Annotated in this window: 14 protein-coding genes; 1 reads left to right on the top strand and 13 read right to left on the bottom strand. The window is 69.4% G+C overall.

Annotated elements, in window-relative coordinates:
- Positions 1-41: 41 nt before the first annotated feature.
- Entirely contained in the window at positions 42-2,168 is a 2,127-nt protein-coding gene (locus K8640_RS22920) for a S46 family peptidase (protein ID WP_223748986.1), read from the bottom strand.
- Between the two features lie 246 nt (positions 2,169-2,414).
- Complete coding sequence (locus tag K8640_RS22925) at positions 2,415-4,802, bottom strand: ABC transporter permease (protein WP_223748987.1); 2,388 nt, start codon at positions 4,800-4,802, stop codon at positions 2,415-2,417.
- A 300-nt stretch (positions 4,803-5,102) separates the two neighbouring features.
- Here K8640_RS22925 and K8640_RS22930 point away from each other — a divergent pair, with 300 nt between their 5' ends.
- A complete protein-coding gene (locus K8640_RS22930) occupies positions 5,103-5,786 on the top strand; it encodes a hypothetical protein (RefSeq protein WP_223748988.1) in 684 nt (227 codons plus the stop codon).
- 154 nt (positions 5,787-5,940) lie between these two features.
- Here K8640_RS22930 and K8640_RS22935 read toward each other — a convergent pair whose 3' ends face one another.
- The 11 genes from K8640_RS22935 to K8640_RS22985 all read right to left on the bottom strand — a co-directional run bounded on the left by K8640_RS22935 (position 5,941) and on the right by K8640_RS22985 (position 16,464).
- Entirely contained in the window at positions 5,941-6,753 is an 813-nt protein-coding gene (locus K8640_RS22935) for a DUF3014 domain-containing protein (RefSeq protein ID WP_223748989.1), read from the bottom strand.
- 143 nt (positions 6,754-6,896) lie between these two features.
- Complete coding sequence (locus tag K8640_RS22940; protein WP_223748990.1) at positions 6,897-7,778, bottom strand: ribonuclease H-like domain-containing protein; 882 nt, start codon at positions 7,776-7,778, stop codon at positions 6,897-6,899.
- Positions 7,778-8,206 (bottom strand): (deoxy)nucleoside triphosphate pyrophosphohydrolase, encoded by a 429-nt coding sequence (locus K8640_RS22945; protein WP_223748991.1) that lies wholly within the window; start codon positions 8,204-8,206, stop codon positions 7,778-7,780. The genes K8640_RS22940 and K8640_RS22945 overlap by 1 nt, the downstream gene beginning before the upstream one ends.
- The gene (locus K8640_RS22950; RefSeq protein WP_223748992.1) at positions 8,203-9,366 is read right to left on the bottom strand and encodes a PQQ-binding-like beta-propeller repeat protein; all 1,164 of its coding nucleotides are present in this window, start codon (positions 9,364-9,366) and stop codon (positions 8,203-8,205) included. The genes K8640_RS22945 and K8640_RS22950 overlap by 4 nt, the downstream gene beginning before the upstream one ends.
- An 8-nt stretch (positions 9,367-9,374) precedes the next feature.
- Complete coding sequence (locus K8640_RS22955) at positions 9,375-10,175, bottom strand: tetratricopeptide repeat protein (RefSeq protein WP_223748993.1); 801 nt, start codon at positions 10,173-10,175, stop codon at positions 9,375-9,377.
- Between the two features lie 103 nt (positions 10,176-10,278).
- On the bottom strand, positions 10,279-11,658 hold the full coding sequence (gene der, locus K8640_RS22960; protein ID WP_141324063.1) for a ribosome biogenesis GTPase Der: 1,380 nt from the start codon (positions 11,656-11,658) through the stop codon (positions 10,279-10,281).
- Position 11,659: 1 nt separating this feature from the next.
- Positions 11,660-12,604: a GTPase Era gene (gene era, locus K8640_RS22965; RefSeq protein ID WP_223748994.1), complete on the bottom strand. Its 945-nt coding sequence runs from the start codon at positions 12,602-12,604 to the stop codon at positions 11,660-11,662.
- 241 nt (positions 12,605-12,845) lie between these two features.
- Complete coding sequence (locus K8640_RS22970; RefSeq protein WP_223748995.1) at positions 12,846-13,586, bottom strand: peptidylprolyl isomerase; 741 nt, start codon at positions 13,584-13,586, stop codon at positions 12,846-12,848.
- Between the two features lie 44 nt (positions 13,587-13,630).
- On the bottom strand, positions 13,631-14,452 hold the full coding sequence (gene rnc / locus K8640_RS22975; RefSeq protein WP_223748996.1) for a ribonuclease III: 822 nt from the start codon (positions 14,450-14,452) through the stop codon (positions 13,631-13,633).
- Positions 14,453-14,461: 9 nt separating this feature from the next.
- Positions 14,462-15,319, bottom strand: coding sequence for a hypothetical protein (locus K8640_RS22980; RefSeq protein WP_174816821.1), 858 nt, complete (start codon positions 15,317-15,319; stop codon positions 14,462-14,464).
- Positions 15,319-16,464: an acyl-CoA dehydrogenase family protein gene (locus K8640_RS22985; RefSeq protein WP_223748997.1), complete on the bottom strand. Its 1,146-nt coding sequence runs from the start codon at positions 16,462-16,464 to the stop codon at positions 15,319-15,321. The genes K8640_RS22980 and K8640_RS22985 overlap by 1 nt, the downstream gene beginning before the upstream one ends.
- Positions 16,465-16,470 lie beyond the last annotated feature (6 nt).

A 16,470-nucleotide genomic window follows, 5' to 3' on the forward strand; every position in this document is an offset into this window, starting at 1 on the left:
GCCGGGTCTTCGTCTGAAGACCCGGTCCGCTGGAGGGTGCATCACCCCGCCGGCTTGGTGGGGACGGTGGGCACCTGGGTGCTGCCCGGGCGCAGCTCCTCGAGGACGCGGGTGGCGCCGTAGATCTTCTTCAGCGACTCGATGATGGCGTCGCTGTGCACTGCCACCGTGCGGTTGACGCTCTCATCGAAGCCGTACTCACCGCCCAGCGACTGGATGTTGCCGTCGAACACCAGGCCGATGATCTCCGCGTCCTTGTTGATGACGGGGGAGCCGGAGTTGCCGCCGATGATGTCGTTGGTGGTGACGAAGTTCATCGCCGTGGCGCCATCGAGGTTCTTCTGGTTCTTCAGCCAGGACGGCGGCAGCGCGAAGGGCTCCTCGCCCGTGGCATGCTCGAAGGTGCCCGCCATCTGGGTGATGGGCTCCACCTTCTTGCCGTCCTCCATGTAGCCCTTCACCGAGCCGTACGACAGGCGCAGCGTGAAGGTGGCGTCCGGGTACTGGTTGGTGCCGTAGACCTCGAACTTCGCCTTGGCCACCAGCTCCGCGTTCTTCTTGATGACGGCGTCGACGTTCTCCTCGTAGTTCTTGCGGACCGCGCGGCCATCCGCGTCGAGCGCCAGCGCCAGCTGGATCATCGGATCCTTGGAGGCCGCGATGGCCGCCTTGCCGCCGTCGAACAGGCTCTTGCGGGCGGACACGTCACACACCTTGGAGCCCTTGACGTCCTTGAGGACGCACAGCTTGGAGCCCTTCACCAGGCGGGCCGCCAGCTTGTCGGGGGACTCGTTGCCCAGGACCTTCTTGACGAACGGGTGGTTGGAGCCCAGCTCCTCGCGCATCTTCGTCAGGCCGAAGCTCAGGCGGAGGATCTCCAGCTCCGGGTAGATGGGAGCGGGGCTCAACAGCTGAGCCTGGAGCGCGGGCAGGTTGGCCTGGTTGAACTCGCGCAGGCGCTGACCGTTCTCCTTGGGGAGCTCCTCGGAGGCGCGCACCAGCGTCTTGGCGATGCTGTACAGGCTGGAGGAGAGGCCCGCGCCCTGCTCGACGAAGGACAGGTCCTTGCGGATGTTGACCATCTGCGCCTGGGCCTTGGCGATCTCATCCCACGCGGCGCCGTACTTCTTCTTCATCTCCGGGTTGGCTTCGACCTTCTTGCGCAGGTCCTGCTCGGCGGCGACCTTCTGGCCGAAGAACTTCTTGTCCTGCAGCGCCTCCAGGCGGCCCTTGGTCGCCTTCAGGCCGTTCTCCACGCCGAACAGCAGGTTGTTGGAGATGCGCTTCTGCTCGGGGCCGCGCTTCTGGAACTCGGACACCATGCCGCGCAGCTCGGACATCATGAACAGCATCTTCGGCATGGCCACGTCGCGCTGGTACTCCAGCTCCGCGATGGTCAGCCCGCGCGAGGTGCGGCCGGGGTGGCCGGACACGAAGGTGATGTCACCCTCCTTGGCGCTCTTCTCGGACCACTTGAAGTAGTTGTCCGTCTTGGCCGGCTTGCCGTCCTGGTAGACGCGCAGGAACGTCACGTCCAGGTCCCACCGGGGGAACTCGAAGTTGTCCGGGTCGCCGCCGAAGAAGGCGATGGCGTGCTCGGGCGCCATGACCAGGCGCACGTCCTGGAAGCGGCGGTACTTGTACAGGTTGTACTTGCCGCCCTGGTACAGGGTGACGGCGTCACAGCGCACCTTGGCGTCGCCCGCGGAGCACGCCTGCTCCAGCTCGGACATCTTCGCCTTCAGGGTGTCGGCGTACTGCTTGCCGGACAGGCCCTGGGTCGCCTTGTTCAGCGTCTCGGTGATGTCGGTGATCTGCTCGAGCTGGTTGATCTCCATCGCCGGGCACTGCGTCTCCTCGGCTTCGGTCTTCGCGTAGAAGCCGTTGGCGATGTAGTCCTTCTTCGCGCCGGAGAGCTGCTCGATACAGCCGCGGGCACAGTGGTGATTGGTCATCACCAGGCCGTTGGGGGACACGAAGCTGGCCGAACAGCCGCCCGCGAGCCGCGCGGACGACAGCCGGGCCTTGTCGAGCCACTGCTGGGTGGGCTCGAAGCCGTACTTCTCCTTCACCTTCGCGGACGGGAAGTTGTTGTACGTCCACATGCCTTCGTCGGCCAGGGCCGGAGCGGCGCCGACGAGGGTGGCAATCAGGAACAACCGTTTCATGGACAGGTCCTTTCCAGGGCCGGGGGTGTCGCGGTTCTGCGGTAACCCATTGCGTGGGTCAACCGGGAAAAAAGCCGGGAAGAATTCCCAACCACCCTGAACATCCGAGCGGCCGGAGGATTCCTCGCGCTGGGGCCATACGTGGGGGCTTGGGCTGTGATTTCCAGGGTGTTCGCGCCCGTTCCTGGGATGAGGTCGATCCCCGGGCCGCCCGTCGCGGTGCGTCGAGGGCGGCCTCGGGGCGACTCAGGTCCGCATGGCGACGAGCGGGTCCACGCGGGTGGCCCGTCGCGCGGGGAGCCAGCAGGCCAGCAGGGCGACGAGCGCGAAGAGGGTGGCCACGGCGATGAAGGTCAGCGGATCTGTCGCCGTGACGCCGTAGAGCTGGCTTTCGAGCATGCGGGTCAGCGCCAGGGCGCCCACGAGCCCCAGGGCGATGCCTACGCCCGCGAGCCTCGCGCCCTGGCCCAGGACCAGCCTCAGGACATCGCTCGGCCGGGCGCCCAGGGCCATGCGGATGCCCAGCTCACGGGTGCGCTGGGAGACGAGCAGCGAGATGACGCCGTAGAGCCCGTAGGTGGAGAGCACCAGGGCCAGCGCCGCGAAGCCTCCGAGCAGGCCGAGCACGAGCCGGCGGAAGCCGAGCGATTCGGTGATGACCTGGTCCATGGTGAGGGCGCGGAAGACGGGCAGTCCCGAGTCGACGCGGCGCACGGCCTCGCGGACAGAAGGCAGGAGGGTTTCGGGGGGCACCGACGTCCGGGCGACGAGGACCAGGCTGTCATCGCCCCAGGGGCGTCCGTATGGGACGTGGAGCTCCGCGAGCGGCGTCTTGTCGAGCCCGGCCTGCCGAACGTCGCCGACCACGCCGATGATGGTGTGCGGCCCGGTACCCAGGCGGAGCTGGCGCCCCAGGGCCTGGCCGTCCGGGAAGTGCCGGCGCGCGAGCGTCTCGTTGATGATGACGGTGGCGGGCTGGCCGGGGGCGGCGTCGGAGGCGGTGAAGTCCCGGCCCTGGCGCAGCGGGATTCCGACGGTGGCGAAGAACCCGGGGCTGGTGGAGCGTCGCTCGGCGCGGGGCTCGGTGCCGGGCTCCGGCGGGGGCTCGCCCTCGATGACGTAGCGGGCGTTGTTCCAGGCGCGCTGGATGGGCAGGAGCGAGGTCATCGCCGCGGCGCTCACGCCCGGGAGGGCTCGGACCTCCTCGAGGATGGGCTCCAGGAGCGTCTGCGGGACGCGGGCGTCCAGACCTTGCTCGTTGAAGAACCGGCTGTCGGGGATGGCGATGTGCAGCGTGAGGAGCTGCTCGGAGGCCAGGCCGGGCGAGGTCCCCAGGAGCTGGAGGAAGCCTCGGCCCAGCAGGCCCGCGCCGACGAGCAGGACCAGACAGAGGGCCAGCTCCAGAACGACCAGCGAGGAGCGGAGCCGACGGCCCGATGACGGCACGGAGCCCCGGAGGTCGAGCCGGGACAGTTGGAGCGCGGGAAGCAGTCCGAAGACCAGGCCGCTGGTGATGGAGATGGCCGCGAGGAACAGGAACGACGTCCCATCGAGGGCGATGGCCGCCCGGTGAGGCATCGACTCGGGGGCCACGGCGAGCAGGCCGTCCAGGCCCCAGCGCGCGAGCAATCCGCCGAGCGCGCCGCCCATGAGCGCAAGCAGGAGGCTCTCGACGAGGAGTTGCTGGATGACGCGGGCGCGGCTGGCCCCGAGGGCCACGCGAACGGCGAGCTCCTGATGCCGGGCGCCGGCTCGCGCGAGCAGGATGTTCGCGACGTTGGCGCAGGCGATGAGGAGGACCAGGGCCACGGCGCCGAGCAGGAGCTTCAAGGGGCCGCTCCAGAGGCGGGTCCGGGCCTCGGAGAGCGATTCGACGCGGGAGGTGCGCTCCTTGAGGGCGTCCGGGCTCGCGGCGGCGATGGCGGCGGTGACGGCCGCGAGTTCCTGGTGGGCGGACTCGACGGTGAAGCCCGGGGCCAGCCGGGCGCGGACCGAGAGCAGCGTGGAGAAGCGGCCACGGGCATCGGCGGGAGCGACCAACGGGAGCCAGACGTCCGTCTTCGGGTCGAAGGACTCGGGGACGACGCCAATCACGGTGTGAGGAATGTCATCGAGGAGCACCGTGCGGCCGAGGACGGCGGGATTGGCGCCGAACCGGCGACGCCACAGGGCCTCGTTGAGGACGGCGACGGGCTCATGGCCGGGCTGGTCGTCGCCGGGGACGAAGGTGCGGCCGAGCAACGGGGGCACGCCGTGGACGGCGAAGTAGCCGGAGGTGCCACGGGTGGCCTCGAGGCGCTCGGAGTCGCCATCGGCGCGGAGGATGGAGCCGCCAACGGTGAAGGCCGTGATGTGCTCGAAGGCCTTGGCCTGGTCGCGCCAGTCCCAGAACGTGAGCCAGGACACCGGGCCGCCGCTGCCGTGGGCACGGAACTCGACGAGCGAGACGATTCGCTCGGGTTCGGCGTACGGCAGCGGGCGGAGGAGGACGCCGTGGACGGCACTGAAGATGACGGCGTTCGCGCCGATGCCCAGGGCGAGGCAGAGGATGGCTGCCGCGGCGAAGCCGGGCGCGCGACGGAACGTGCGGAACGCGAAGCGTGCATCCGCGAGCAGGCTGTCGAGGACTCTCATGGGGCCGTTCGGGGTGAAGCTGGTGGGGGTGGGCGGAGGCCCGCATCTTGGCGGATGGAACGGCCGGAACGGCGCCCGGAAAGCCCGGGGGGCAGCGGGGCGGAACCCGACGAAATCGACCCCTGGTTCCCCAGGGGCTTAGTTTACATAACGTATGTTATCGGACGTCATGACAGAGGGAGACCAGGGTGGGCGGCGGGCTCTCCTGGGCCATCCCCGGGCCTCCTGGCGTCCCTCCCGTAGCCCCTGAGTTGGGGCCCCACCGGAGCCTCTGCCCGTACCTCCGACACTTGAGCCGACATGCCGTCCCAGACCTTCCGCACACTGTTCGTCGTCCCTCGTTTCCGGACCGAGCGCCTGCCCGGCTGGGCGCTGGTCGCGACTCCTCGCTTCTCGCGGCCACGCTGGACGCGTACCGTGCCCGCCATGCGTTTGCTTCGACGAACCGCGCTGGCCTCCGCGTTCTGCTGCGGCCTGCTCGCCCTGACTGGCTGCCCGGACAAGACGGCCCCCGGAGCCCCCGATGCGAGCGTCGCCGCCGTGCCCGAGGCCCCCAAGACCCCGCCTCCGACCACGTTCGCGCTGCGCTACCAGCCCCTTGCCGATGCCGGCACGAGCGACCTCGCGGAGATCTCCCTCGAACCCGGCGACAAGCCCCTCATCCAGCCCACGTCCAGCCTCGAGCTCACGGCCTCGCACGGCCTGCGCAACTACCGGGTCCGCCTGTTCGACGAGGCCGAGCGCGCCATGGTCTCCGACGACGTCGCCGAGGAATCCGACGACAAGCTCGTCTACCGCATCGTCCTGCCCCAGCCGCTGAAGACCGGCTTCTCGTACACGCTGGTCGTCGACGCCCAGACTGGAACGGCCTTCACGGACACCCTGGGCCGCGAGGTCGATGAGCTCCGGACCACGTTCCAGATCGCCGGCGAAAAGGAGAAGCCGGCGCCGGCTCCAGCGCCCTCGAAGAAGAAGCGCCGCTGAGCAGAGGCCTCAGGAATATTCCTGAGGCCCGGCGGAACATTCTTCGCGCCCCAAGAACATTCTTCCGGGGCCCAGGCGTCGCCCCAGAACATTCACGCCCGAGGCCCGGCCCTGGAACAGCTCGGTTCCAGGATGTAGCGCCCTCCCAGGCCCGCTACCGCTCCGCCACGGGAGGCAGCTCCAGCGCGGTCTGAAGCTCCTTCAGCTTCGCCTGGATGACCCGGATGTTCTGCGGGCCCATGCGCAGCAGGTGCTTCTGCGCCTTGCTCAAGCCCTCCAGCTCGGGCGACGCGTAGACATAGAGCCCGGCCTGAGGCTGGACCTCCAGCGCGCCCTCCGGAACCGGAACCGAGAGCAGATGCTCGATGGCCCGGTTGAGCGTCGAGTCGAACGACTGGCCCGGCGGCGCAATCTCTCCGTGGGCCTGGTCGATGAGCGGCTTCAAGTCCTTGAACAGGCTCCGAGCCACCTGCGCATCGAACGTCCCGAACACACGCGCGACCAGGTCGTACCGGGCATGGCTGCGCGGGTCGATGGTCACCTTCTTGTCCTTGCCCTCGACGACCTGGAACCCACCGGCCGGCGCCAGGAACCCCAGCACCATCCGAGGACTCGTGCCGTCGGCGACGTTGTTCACGGCCGCCGTCACCCGGCGCACCAGGTCCTTCTCCTGGAGCCAGCGCTGGAGCTCGGCTTCCTCCGACATCCGACTCGCCAGCTCACGGACCCGGCCGTCACTCTCCGGAAGCGACGCCGTGGGCGCCGCGGGAGCGACTCCAGCATCCACGGGCTTCGGCGCCTCCGCCACCACGGGCACGGGCACCGGCTCCTTGCGGAACGCGCCCATCGCCACGGCCACGCCCACTCCCACGGCCACCAGGGGACCTCCGATCAGCGCGGCCTTCTTCCCAGCCGAGCCGGGCTTGGGCGTCTCCGAGCTCTGCATCGGGTCCGTCGGTTCGCTCATGTGCGCATCCCTCCAGGGTGAGTCACACCCTACAAACGACTCCCCGGCGCATTCCACGGCCCCGGCCACGCGCCGACGCCCGGTTGTTCACCGGAAGAGACTCCAGAAGGGTGACGACACGAAACCACCCTGCCCGCTCCGGCTCAGGGAAGCTGCTCCTCGGCGCGGACCCGGGCAAGCGTCTGCAGATCCCGCTCCGTGGGTCCCAGCTCCAGGATGATGCGGCTCACGTCGTACAGGACATCCCCGCGCTCGAACACGGGCAGCCGGGGCACGTCCTGGTTCAAGTCATCCGCGCCGCGGTTGTACGCCACGTCCATCAGCGTGCGGAGCTGGAACGAGTCATACAGGTTGTACTCGACCAGGAACCGCAGGGCCTCCACGTCGCCGCGCCGCGTGTACGCACGCCACAGCAGCACCGCGTCGTAGCCGTTCACACCCTTCATGTGCGGCGGACGCTCGGCGCCAATCTGGCCCTCGATGTCCTTCAGCCCGCCGCCCATCCCCAACCGCCGCGTGACGAAGCGCAGATCGATGTGCGCCTCCGGCACCGGGAAGCGCGCCGGCCCGAAGTAGTTCTTCAACACCGGCACGTCGAAGGTGGAGCCGTTGAACGTCACCCACAGCCGGCGGGCCGCCATCGCCTCCGGCAGCGCATCCATGTTCCGCCCCTGGATGAACACGTGCAGCCCGGTCGAGTCGAACAGGCTCACCACCGTGGGCGCCTGTGCCTCCCGGCCATCCGTCTCGATGTCGAAGTAGACGGCGTCGTGCTGGAACTCGGGATACAGCCGCCAGTGCTCCCGCGGAGGAACCAGCTCCGCGAGCCGCCGCAGGTCCCGGCGCTCCAGCGCCTCACGGGCCTGGGCAATCCGCTCGCGCGCGATGTCGTCCGTCTTCCGGGTGATGGCCACACCCTGTCCGGCCGCCGGAAAGTCATCCCAGCTCTTGATGCCCCGCGCCCACAAGTCCTTCTCACGCCAGGGCCCCACGCCGGGGATGTGCTGGAACGTCCGCTGAAGCATCAATCGAGCGCGCCCAGCCTTCCCGCCACCAGCTCGTCCAGCAGCGGGATGTCCGCCTCGCAGAACGGCAGGGCCTGCATCTCCACCGGCGTGTGGAACGCCAGCGCATGCGCCCCCAGCGGCTTCGGCTCGCCCGACACCACCCGCGCCGCGTAGAGCACCAGCTCCACCGTCAGGTCCGGGTACGGGTGCTTGCCCTCCCACAGCCGCCGGCCCACGGAGAGCTCCACATCCAGCTCCTCGCGACACTCGCGGGCGAGGGCCACCTCGTCCGTCTCCCCGGCCTCCACCTTGCCGCCGGGGAACTCCCACAGGAGCGCGCGGCTCCCACCGGGGAGCCGCTGCTGCACCAGGAAGCGCTGGGTGTCGACGGGACCGGGAATCAGCGCCGCCACCACGCGGACCGTCCGGGTCGTCACCGCCGTCACCCCTTCAATCCGTTGAAGTCCAACGCGTAGAGCCAGCCGTTGTTGGAGAGCACGAACAGCTTCGAGCCCGCCACGAAGGGCGTCGCCGAGACGCCGTCCCCAGGGTTCCACGACACGCGCGCCTGACCCGTCTTCGGGTCCAGGAACAGCAGCGAGCGCTGGATGGGGACGATGAGCATTCCCTTGGCGAACACTGGAGCCTGCGCGGCCCTTTCACCCAGGGGGTGCGTCCACAGGAGCCGCCCGTCCTCCGCCAGGTAGGCGTCCACACGGCCATCGCCCACCGCGAAGAGCATCTTCCCCTTCGACAGCAGCGCCGTCATGCCGCCCACGGAACTGGTCCAGACCAGGTCACCGGACTCCGCCTCGAGCGCGTAGATGCCGCTCTTGTACGAGGCCACGTAGAGCTGACCGTGCTCGTCCATCACCGGCGTCGAGTCCACATCCAGGAACTCGTTGCCGCTGCCGGACAGGGACTTCTCCCAGTTGGCGCTGCCGTCCCGCATGGTCAGCGAGACGACGTAGCCGTCGGAGAAGCCCACGTAGACATTGCCCTCGCGCACCAGCGGCGTGGACGCGCCGCGCACCGAGAAGCCCGACGGAGGATCCCTGCGGTACTGCCAGGCCCACACGCCATCCGCGGCCTTCACCGCGAACAGGGTGTCGCTCTCCGAGGCCACCAGCACCAAGCCCTCGGCCACGACGGGCACCGTCGCCAGCGACTCGCCGGCCGCGTACCTCCACTTCTCCTCGCCCGTGGCCGCGTCCAGCGCGTACAGCGTGCCGTCGCCCCCGGGGATGAAGGCGACGCCGTCGCTCACCCGGGCGCCCGCCGCGAAGCGCGTGCTGGTCTTCTTGGACCACTTCACCTGGCCGTCCGGCCCGATGCCGCGGATGAACCCGTCCCGCGTCAGCGCGATGACCGTCCTGCTCAGCCCGTCATACGCCGGCGTCGCGACCTCGCGCGGGGCGTACTCCATGAGGGTGGGCGTCACCAACGGCGCCCACCAGGCCACGGAGAAGTAATCCAGCGGCGGGGCCTGCTCCGTCCGAGGCAGCTCCGGATTGCCGTAGCGCGGCAGGCTGCTGCACCCGCCCAGGAGACCGAGCGCCACAGCGCTCCCCAGCCAATGCTTCCAGCTCACGCGCTGCTTCCTCATCGTCCGTGCTACCCCGCGTCCGTACCAGTGGCGGCGGGCTGCGCCGGCACCGGAATCTTCACGCCCTGCGAGGCCAGCACCGCCAGCCGCTCGCTCGACAGCCGCGCCGCGGTGGTGTTCGGGTGGTCCGTCGACACCTTCGACAGGACGCTGGCCGCCTCGTCCTTCTTGTCCTGCGCGATGAGCATGCGGCCCTTGTGGTAGTCGCCCATGCCCGCCAGGAACTCCCCACCGCCCGCGGCGCCCATCTGCTCGAAGGCCTTCAGGGCCTCGTCGAACTTCTTCTCCGCCTCGAAGGCGTAGCCCTGACCCTCGAACGCGCCCGCGCGGAGCGGATCATTCTGGGCGGCGCCCTTGAGGAACTCGCCGAAGGAGGCCTGCGCGTCCGCGAAGTTGCCCAGGCGGAACTGCGCCTCGCCCAGCGACAGCGCGGCCGTGGTGGCCGAGCGGGTGCCGCCGTGCTCCTTGCGGAAGTCCGACAGGGCCTTCACCAGCGCCTCGTCGCGCTCCTTGACGCTCTTGAAGGGCGTCTCGGTGTCGCCGGGCTGCGCGGGCTGCACGCCGTCGATGGGACGGTCCAGCACGGAGAGCGCCTGGCCCAGGGCCTGGGACGCCTTCTCCTCGCCGCGCTTGGACAGCTCGCTGGCGATGGCCGCGCCCACGCCGCCGAGGATGATGACGGCGACGACGATGCCGATGAGCTTCTGCCGCTGGGCCAGCCAGTCACGCGCGTCGTTGCCCACCTTCTGGAAGGTGTCCGGCTGACGAAGCTCCTGCTGGCGAATCTTCTCGGTCTTGGTTCCAGCCACGTCGGTCAACCTCTCTCTGCGCTTCGATGCTCTACCCTGTCGGAGAGCGGGAGGGCGGCGCACTGTACGGAGCGCGCGCCGCGAGTGTCAACGCACGGACGCTTCAGTGTTTGCCCTGGAGGTGGGGCTTCTTTCGCGCCTCTCGCTTGGCCTTGCCGGGGCGCTCCTTGAAGAAGAGCCGGATGGGCACGCGCAGGTCGAACGTCTTGCGGAGCTGATTGGTGATGTAGCGCTTGTACATGTCCGGAACGCCCTCCGGGTAGTTGCACGTGAGCGCGAACGTCGGGGGCGCCGCCGCCACCTGGGTGATGTAGTACAGCCGCAGGGGCTTGCCCCGGGCGATGGGCGCCGGGTGGTTGTCCACCATGTGCTCCAACAGGCGATTGAGCTGGGGCGTGGGCGCCCGGAACCGGAACTGCTCGGCCAGTTCCACCGCCACGTCCACCACCTTCTCCACCTTCGAGCCCGTCAGCGCGGACGTGAAGAGGATGGGCGCGTAGCCCACGAACTTCAGCGCGTGCTTGAGCGACTCGCGGTAGGCCTCCTGGCGACGCTGGTCCTGGTCCACCAGGTCCCACTTGTTCACCACGATGACCAGCGCGCGGCCCCGCTCCTCGGCCAGGCCCGCCAGCTTCGCGTCCTGGTCCACCGCGGGCTCCGTGGCGTCCATCAACAGCACCGCCACGTCGCTGCGCTCCATCACCTTCAGCGCCGCGATGACCGAGTACTTCTCCACCTGGTGGGCAATCGTCTTCTTGCGCCGGATGCCCGCGGTGTCCGTGAGGAGCAGCTTCTTGCCCTTGTACTCGAGCGGCGAGTCGATGGGATCTCTCGTCGTGCCCGGCACGTCGCTGGCCACCACCCGCTTCTCCTTCAGGATGGCGTTGACCAGGGTGCTCTTGCCCACGTTGGGCCGGCCGATGATGGCCACGCGGATGATGCCGTCGTCCGGGGGCGCGGTGTCGTCCTCGCCCTCCTCCTTGGGCGGCAGCTTCTCCACCACCTCGTCGAACAGGCCGTTGATGCCCAGGGCGTGCTCGGCGGACAGCGCGTGCACCTCGCCCAGGCCCAGCTTGTAGAAGTCCGCGGCCAGGGCCTGCATCGTGCCCGTGGTGTTGTCCAGCTTGTTGGCCGCGACGATGACGGGCTTGCCGCTCTTGCGCAGGTAGCCGGCCACCGCCTCGTCCGCGGGCGTGACGCCGTCGCGCCCGTCCACGACGAAGACGATGACGTCACACTCCTCCACGGCCAGCTGCGCCTGCTCGCGCACCTGCTGCAGCAGGGAGTCCTTCTCGCCCGGGACGAAGCCGCCCGTGTCGATGAAGGTGAACGAGCGGCCTCCCCACACCGCGTCCGCGTAGTGACGGTCTCTCGTCACGCCCGGCTGGTCCTCGACCAGCGCGAGGCGCCTGCCGATGAGACGGTTGAACAGCGTGCTCTTGCCCACGTTGGGGCGTCCGACAATGGCGACCAGGGGCTTCATCTCAGTCGTATCCCAGCTTCTTGAGGCCTTCGGGGCGCTCGCTCCAGCGCGGCTCCACCCGGACGCGCAGGTCCAGGTAGACATGCGCTCCCAGCAGCCGCTGCACGGACTTGCGCGCGTCGGTGCCAATCGTCTTCAACATCTGTCCCTGCTTGCCGATGATGATGGCCTTCTGGCTGTCGCGCTCCACGTAGATGGACGCGGCGATGCGGATGAGTCCGCCCAGCTGGCCCGGCGGCGTGCCCGGACGGGGCTCGCGCTCGGATTCATCGAAGATGTCCACCAGCACCGCCGTGGAGTACGGAATCTCCTGACGGCAGTGACGCAGCACCTGCTCGCGGATGTACTCCGCCACCAGCGTGCGCTCCTGCTGGTCGGTGAGCATGTCCTCGTCGAAGATGCGCTCGCCTTCCGGCAGGTGGCCCAGCACCGCGTGGAACAGCCGCTCCACGCCGTCCTTCTCGCGGGCGGAGATGGGCACCACCTCCGCGAACGGGAACTCCTGCCGGTACAGATCAATCAGCGGCAAGAGCGCCGCCTTGGGCAGCGAGTCGATCTTGTTGATGACCAGGAAGGTGGGCTTGCCCAGCTTCTGCAGCCGCTCGAGGATGGTGCGGTTGCCCGGGCTCACCTCGAGCTTCTCGCCGGCGGGCGGCTCGATGAGGAAGAGGACCAGGTCCACCTCCTCCGCGGCCTGCAGCGCCGTCTCCACCATGTAGCGGTTGAGCTCCCCCTTGGCCTGGTGGATGCCGGGGGTGTCGATGAAGGCGACCTGCCCCTCGGGGCGCGTCACCACGCCGAGGATGCGGTTGCGGGTCGTCTGCGGCTTGCCGGAGACGATGGCGATCTTCTCACCGGTGAGCGCGTTGAGCAGGGTGCTCTTGCCCACGTTGGGGCGTCCGATGAGCGCGGCGAAGCCGCTGCGGTGGTTCTTGGGAGAGGCCATTGCTTCGAAGGTGGTCTGGGAGTCCCGCGATGCCGGGAGCCCCTGAGGGGAGACTTCCAAATGAACGCCCTATAACAGACCCGCGTCCCTGGCTTCTGCCGGGGAGCGGCGGGCAGGCGGGCGGCCTACGGCTGGGACGTCGGGCGGCTCACCGTCCGCGGTGCGTCCTCCATGTAAAACGTCACGACACTCCTCCCATCTACCAGAGGCCCGCCGAAGTCGCAGGCCCGTCTTTCACGTCTCACCACGGCCGGGTCGACTCGGGCTGCTGCGACCCCTTCCGCTTCGGCGTCGCCCCGGGCCGGGTCGGCGCATCCGCCGGGGCCTGCGTCGCGGCGAGGCTCGGGGGCGCCTTGTCGCTCAGCTCCACCTTGGTGAGCACCACCGCCTCGCGGGGCCGGTCGCGGTTGTCCCGGGGCAGGCCGCCGATGCGCTCCACCACGTCATAGCCCTTCACCACCTCGCCGAAGATGGTGTGCCGGTTCGTCAGGTGGTCCGGCGTGCTGGTGGTGATGAAGAACTGGCTGCCGTTGGTGCCCGGCCCCCGGTTGGCCATGGCCAACAGGCCCACCTTGTCGAAGGTGCGGCCGGACTGGAACTCGTCCTCGAAGCGGAAGCCCGGGTCACCCGAGCCCGTCCCCGTGGGGTCTCCGCCCTGAATCATGAAGCCCGGGATGACGCGGTGGAACACCGTGCCGTCGTAGAGGGGCTTCCTGGACATCTCCCCGGACTTGGGGTCCCGCCACTCCTTCTCCCCGGCCGCGAGGCCCACGAAGTTCGCCACCGTCTTGGGGGCGTCCTTGGAGAAGAGCCGCACGGTGATGTCCCCCGCGCTCGTCTTGAGGGTGGCGTAGACGTCCTTGCCGGCCGCCACCTTCTTCGTCCACTTGCCCGACGCCGCCGGCGCCGCGGCCAGGGCGGCCCCTGCCCACAGGCAGGCCACCAGCGCGAGCGACAGACGGAAGGGGGCGGAGGGACGCATGGGCGCGGCACCTTATTCCCCACCCCTCTCCCCTCCAAGGGGTTTCACGTCGGGTTGTCGTCCGGTGGCACTTCCGGGGTCGCCGGCGCGGGGGCCACGGTGCCCTCCTCGGAGGTGGGGGCCAGCCCCTCGGGGCCGGGGGGCGGGCTGGCGGCGGCCTCGCGCTTGAGGCGCTCCAGGGTGACCTGGGCCGCGCACTGCTCCGCCTCCTTCTTGCTTCGCCCGGTGGCCCGAGCGAAGGGCGCCTCACCGAGCGACACCTCCACCTCGAACACCTTCGAGTGCTCCGGCCCCGCCTCGGACACCACGCGGTAGCGCGGCGACACCTTCAGCTTCTCGTGGGCCATCTCCTGCAGGAGCGTCTTGTAGTCCAGCCGCCCCTGGCCGCTGGAGACCTCATCCAGGAGCTCCGCGAAGCACTTGTCCACCAGCTGCGCGGCGGTCTCCAGGCCCGCACACAGGTAGATGGCACCGAAGACGGCCTCGAGCGCGTCCGCCAGCACGGAGTTCTTCTCGCGCCCGCCCGACAGCGTCTCGCCCCGGCCCAGCAGCAGCAGATCACCCAGCGGCACGCTCCGGGCCACGCGGGCCAGGCCGTCCTCGTTGACGATGCGGGCGCGCAGCTTGGTGAGGTCGCCCTCGGGCATCGTCGGGAAGCGATCCATCAGCCGGTGACTCACGGCCAGGTTCACCACCGAGTCCCCCAGGAACTCCAACCGCTGGTTGTCCTTGAGGTCCTTGTCCCGCGTCTCGTTGACGTAGGTCTTGTGGGTGAGCGCCTCGAGCGCGACCTCCCTGCGCGAGAACACGAACCCCAGCCGCTTCTCCAGGGCCTCCACCCGCTCCGACGGACTGAGCTTCTCCACGGACGTCTCTCACTCCTGCGGCGCGTCGGGGCCCACCAGCCTCACGGCCTCCGGACGCACCTTCAACAACGACGCCACCATCCGGACGATGCCGGGGAACTCATCCAGCTCGAACCGCCCCGCCCACACCTTGCCCTGGGCTCCCGCCAACAGGCCCCGGAAGGTGCGCCCCGCGACCCTCGCGGCGGCGAAGCGGTACGGCCGGCCCTCCACCTGCAACTGCGCCAGCAACTCCAGGCTGCTCCTGGGCGGCACCAACGACTCCGCGCCGAACTTCTCCACGATGTCCGAGAAGCGCACCAGCCCCGTGGGCGTCGGCTGGGGACGGCTCGCCGGCTCCCCCAGGAGGGCCGCCAGATAGCCCGTCAGCGCCGCCCGCTCCCGGAACTCCGACAGCTCCAGCGTGTGGCCCGCACCGCCGGCCACGTCCACCTTGTCGCGCTGCACCCGCGCGATGCGGAAGTTGCCCAGCCGGTCCGCCGCGAGCAGGACCGACAGGTCCCCCTCCACCACGTCCGTGGTCAACTCCAGCGTGTCCGCGTCCACCCTGGGCGACAGCCCCAGGACCTGGAGCTCCGCGGAGCGGCGCTGCACGTGGAAGATGTGCTCGTTGAAGGCGTCCGACAGCAGCGCCTCGATGTCCGCCACGTCGCTCAGCGCGCCGATGAGGATGGGCGCCAGTCCCACCACCGCCGCCGGGGAGATGGGGATGAGCCGGTCCCCCATCACCTGGAAGGTCACCTCGGCGATGAACGCCTTGGTCACGGGATTGACGAGCGGCGACGACTCCAGGTCCAGCACCGCCTCGGTGCCGGCCACGTCCTCACGGACTTGAAGCCCGAGTCCCTCCAGCCGTGCGGTGTCCATCAAGCCCCTTTGAAGGTCTCTCTCGCGATGATGGTGCGTTGGATCTCGCTGGTTCCTTCGCCAATTTCACACAGTTTGGCGTCGCGGAGGTAGCGTTCAACCGGGAATTCACGGGTGTAGCCATAGCCCCCGTGGATCTGCACGGCCTTGGCGGCCGAGCGGGTGGCGACCTCGGAGGCGAAGAGCTTCGCCATGGAGGCCTCCTTGGAGTACGGCTGGCCCGCATCGGCGAGCCTCGCGGCCCGGTGGACGAGCAGCCGCGCGGCGTCCGTCTCCGTCTTCATGTCCGCCATCATCCAGCGCAGGGCCTGGAAGTCCGCGATGGGCTGACCGAAGGCGGTGCGGTCCTTGGCGTAGCGCGCGGACTCCTCCAGCGCGCCCCGGGCCAGCCCCACCGCCAGCGCGCCGATGGTGATGCGGCCCTTGTCGAGGATCTTCATCGTGTCGATGAAGCCGTGGTCCACCTCGCCCACGCGGTGCGAGTCGGGGACCTCCACGTTCTCCAGCACCAGCTCCGCCGTGTCCGAGGAGCGCATGCCCAGCTTGCCGTGGATGGCGCGCTGGCTGAACCCGGGCATCCCCTTCTCCAGCAGGAACGCGGTGATGCCCTTCTGGCGCTTGTCGGGGGACGTCACCGCGAGCACCACGAAGACGTCGCCCACGGTGCCCTGGGTGATGAACATCTTGGTGCCGTTGAGCACCCAGCCGTCGCCCTTGCGCACCGCCGTGGTCTTCATGCCCGACGCGTCCGAGCCCGAGCCCGGCTCCGTCAGGCCCCAGGCGCCCAGGAACTCGGCGGAGGCCAGCTTCGGCAGGTACTTCTCGTGCTGGGCCGGGGTGCCGAAGACCCGCAGGTGGCTGGTGCCCAGGCCGTTGTGGCTGGCCACGGTGAGGGCGAGCGAGCCGTCATAGCGGGCGATCTCCTCCACGGCCACCGCCACGGCGAGCGAGTCCATGTCCGCCCCGCCGTACTGCTCCGAGACCAGGATGCCCATGACGCCGAGCTGTCCCAGCTCCCGCACCACGTCCATGGGGAACTTCTCCTCGCGATCCCACTGGGCGGCGTACGGCTTCACGCGGGCCTCGCAGAAGTCGCGAAGCGAGGACTGGAGGGCGCGGTGACTCTCGGGAAGTTCGAAGTCCATGTCGGG

It is taken from the genome of Myxococcus sp. XM-1-1-1 (assembly GCF_020037095.1).
In the GTDB taxonomy this organism is placed as follows: Bacteria; Myxococcota; Myxococcia; order Myxococcales; family Myxococcaceae; genus Myxococcus; species Myxococcus fulvus.

What these genes read in the sequence shown, in the direction of transcription:
- K8640_RS22920 (WP_223748986.1), bottom strand. Translation starts at nt 2,168, where the DNA reads ATGAAACGGTTGTTCCTGATTGCCACCCTCGTCGGCGCCGCTCCGGCC.
- K8640_RS22925 (WP_223748987.1), bottom strand. Translation starts at nt 4,802, where the DNA reads ATGAGAGTCCTCGACAGCCTGCTCGCGGATGCACGCTTCGCGTTCCGC.
- K8640_RS22930 (WP_223748988.1), top strand. Translation starts at nt 5,103, where the DNA reads ATGCCGTCCCAGACCTTCCGCACACTGTTCGTCGTCCCTCGTTTCCGG.
- K8640_RS22935 (WP_223748989.1), bottom strand. Translation starts at nt 6,753, where the DNA reads ATGAGCGAACCGACGGACCCGATGCAGAGCTCGGAGACGCCCAAGCCC.
- K8640_RS22940 (WP_223748990.1), bottom strand. Translation starts at nt 7,778, where the DNA reads ATGCTTCAGCGGACGTTCCAGCACATCCCCGGCGTGGGGCCCTGGCGT.
- K8640_RS22950 (WP_223748992.1), bottom strand. Translation starts at nt 9,366, where the DNA reads ATGAGGAAGCAGCGCGTGAGCTGGAAGCATTGGCTGGGGAGCGCTGTG.
- der (WP_141324063.1), bottom strand. Translation starts at nt 11,658, where the DNA reads ATGAAGCCCCTGGTCGCCATTGTCGGACGCCCCAACGTGGGCAAGAGC.
- era (WP_223748994.1), bottom strand. Translation starts at nt 12,604, where the DNA reads ATGGCCTCTCCCAAGAACCACCGCAGCGGCTTCGCCGCGCTCATCGGA.
- K8640_RS22970 (WP_223748995.1), bottom strand. Translation starts at nt 13,586, where the DNA reads ATGCGTCCCTCCGCCCCCTTCCGTCTGTCGCTCGCGCTGGTGGCCTGC.
- K8640_RS22980 (WP_174816821.1), bottom strand. Translation starts at nt 15,319, where the DNA reads ATGGACACCGCACGGCTGGAGGGACTCGGGCTTCAAGTCCGTGAGGAC.
- K8640_RS22985 (WP_223748997.1), bottom strand. Translation starts at nt 16,464, where the DNA reads ATGGACTTCGAACTTCCCGAGAGTCACCGCGCCCTCCAGTCCTCGCTT.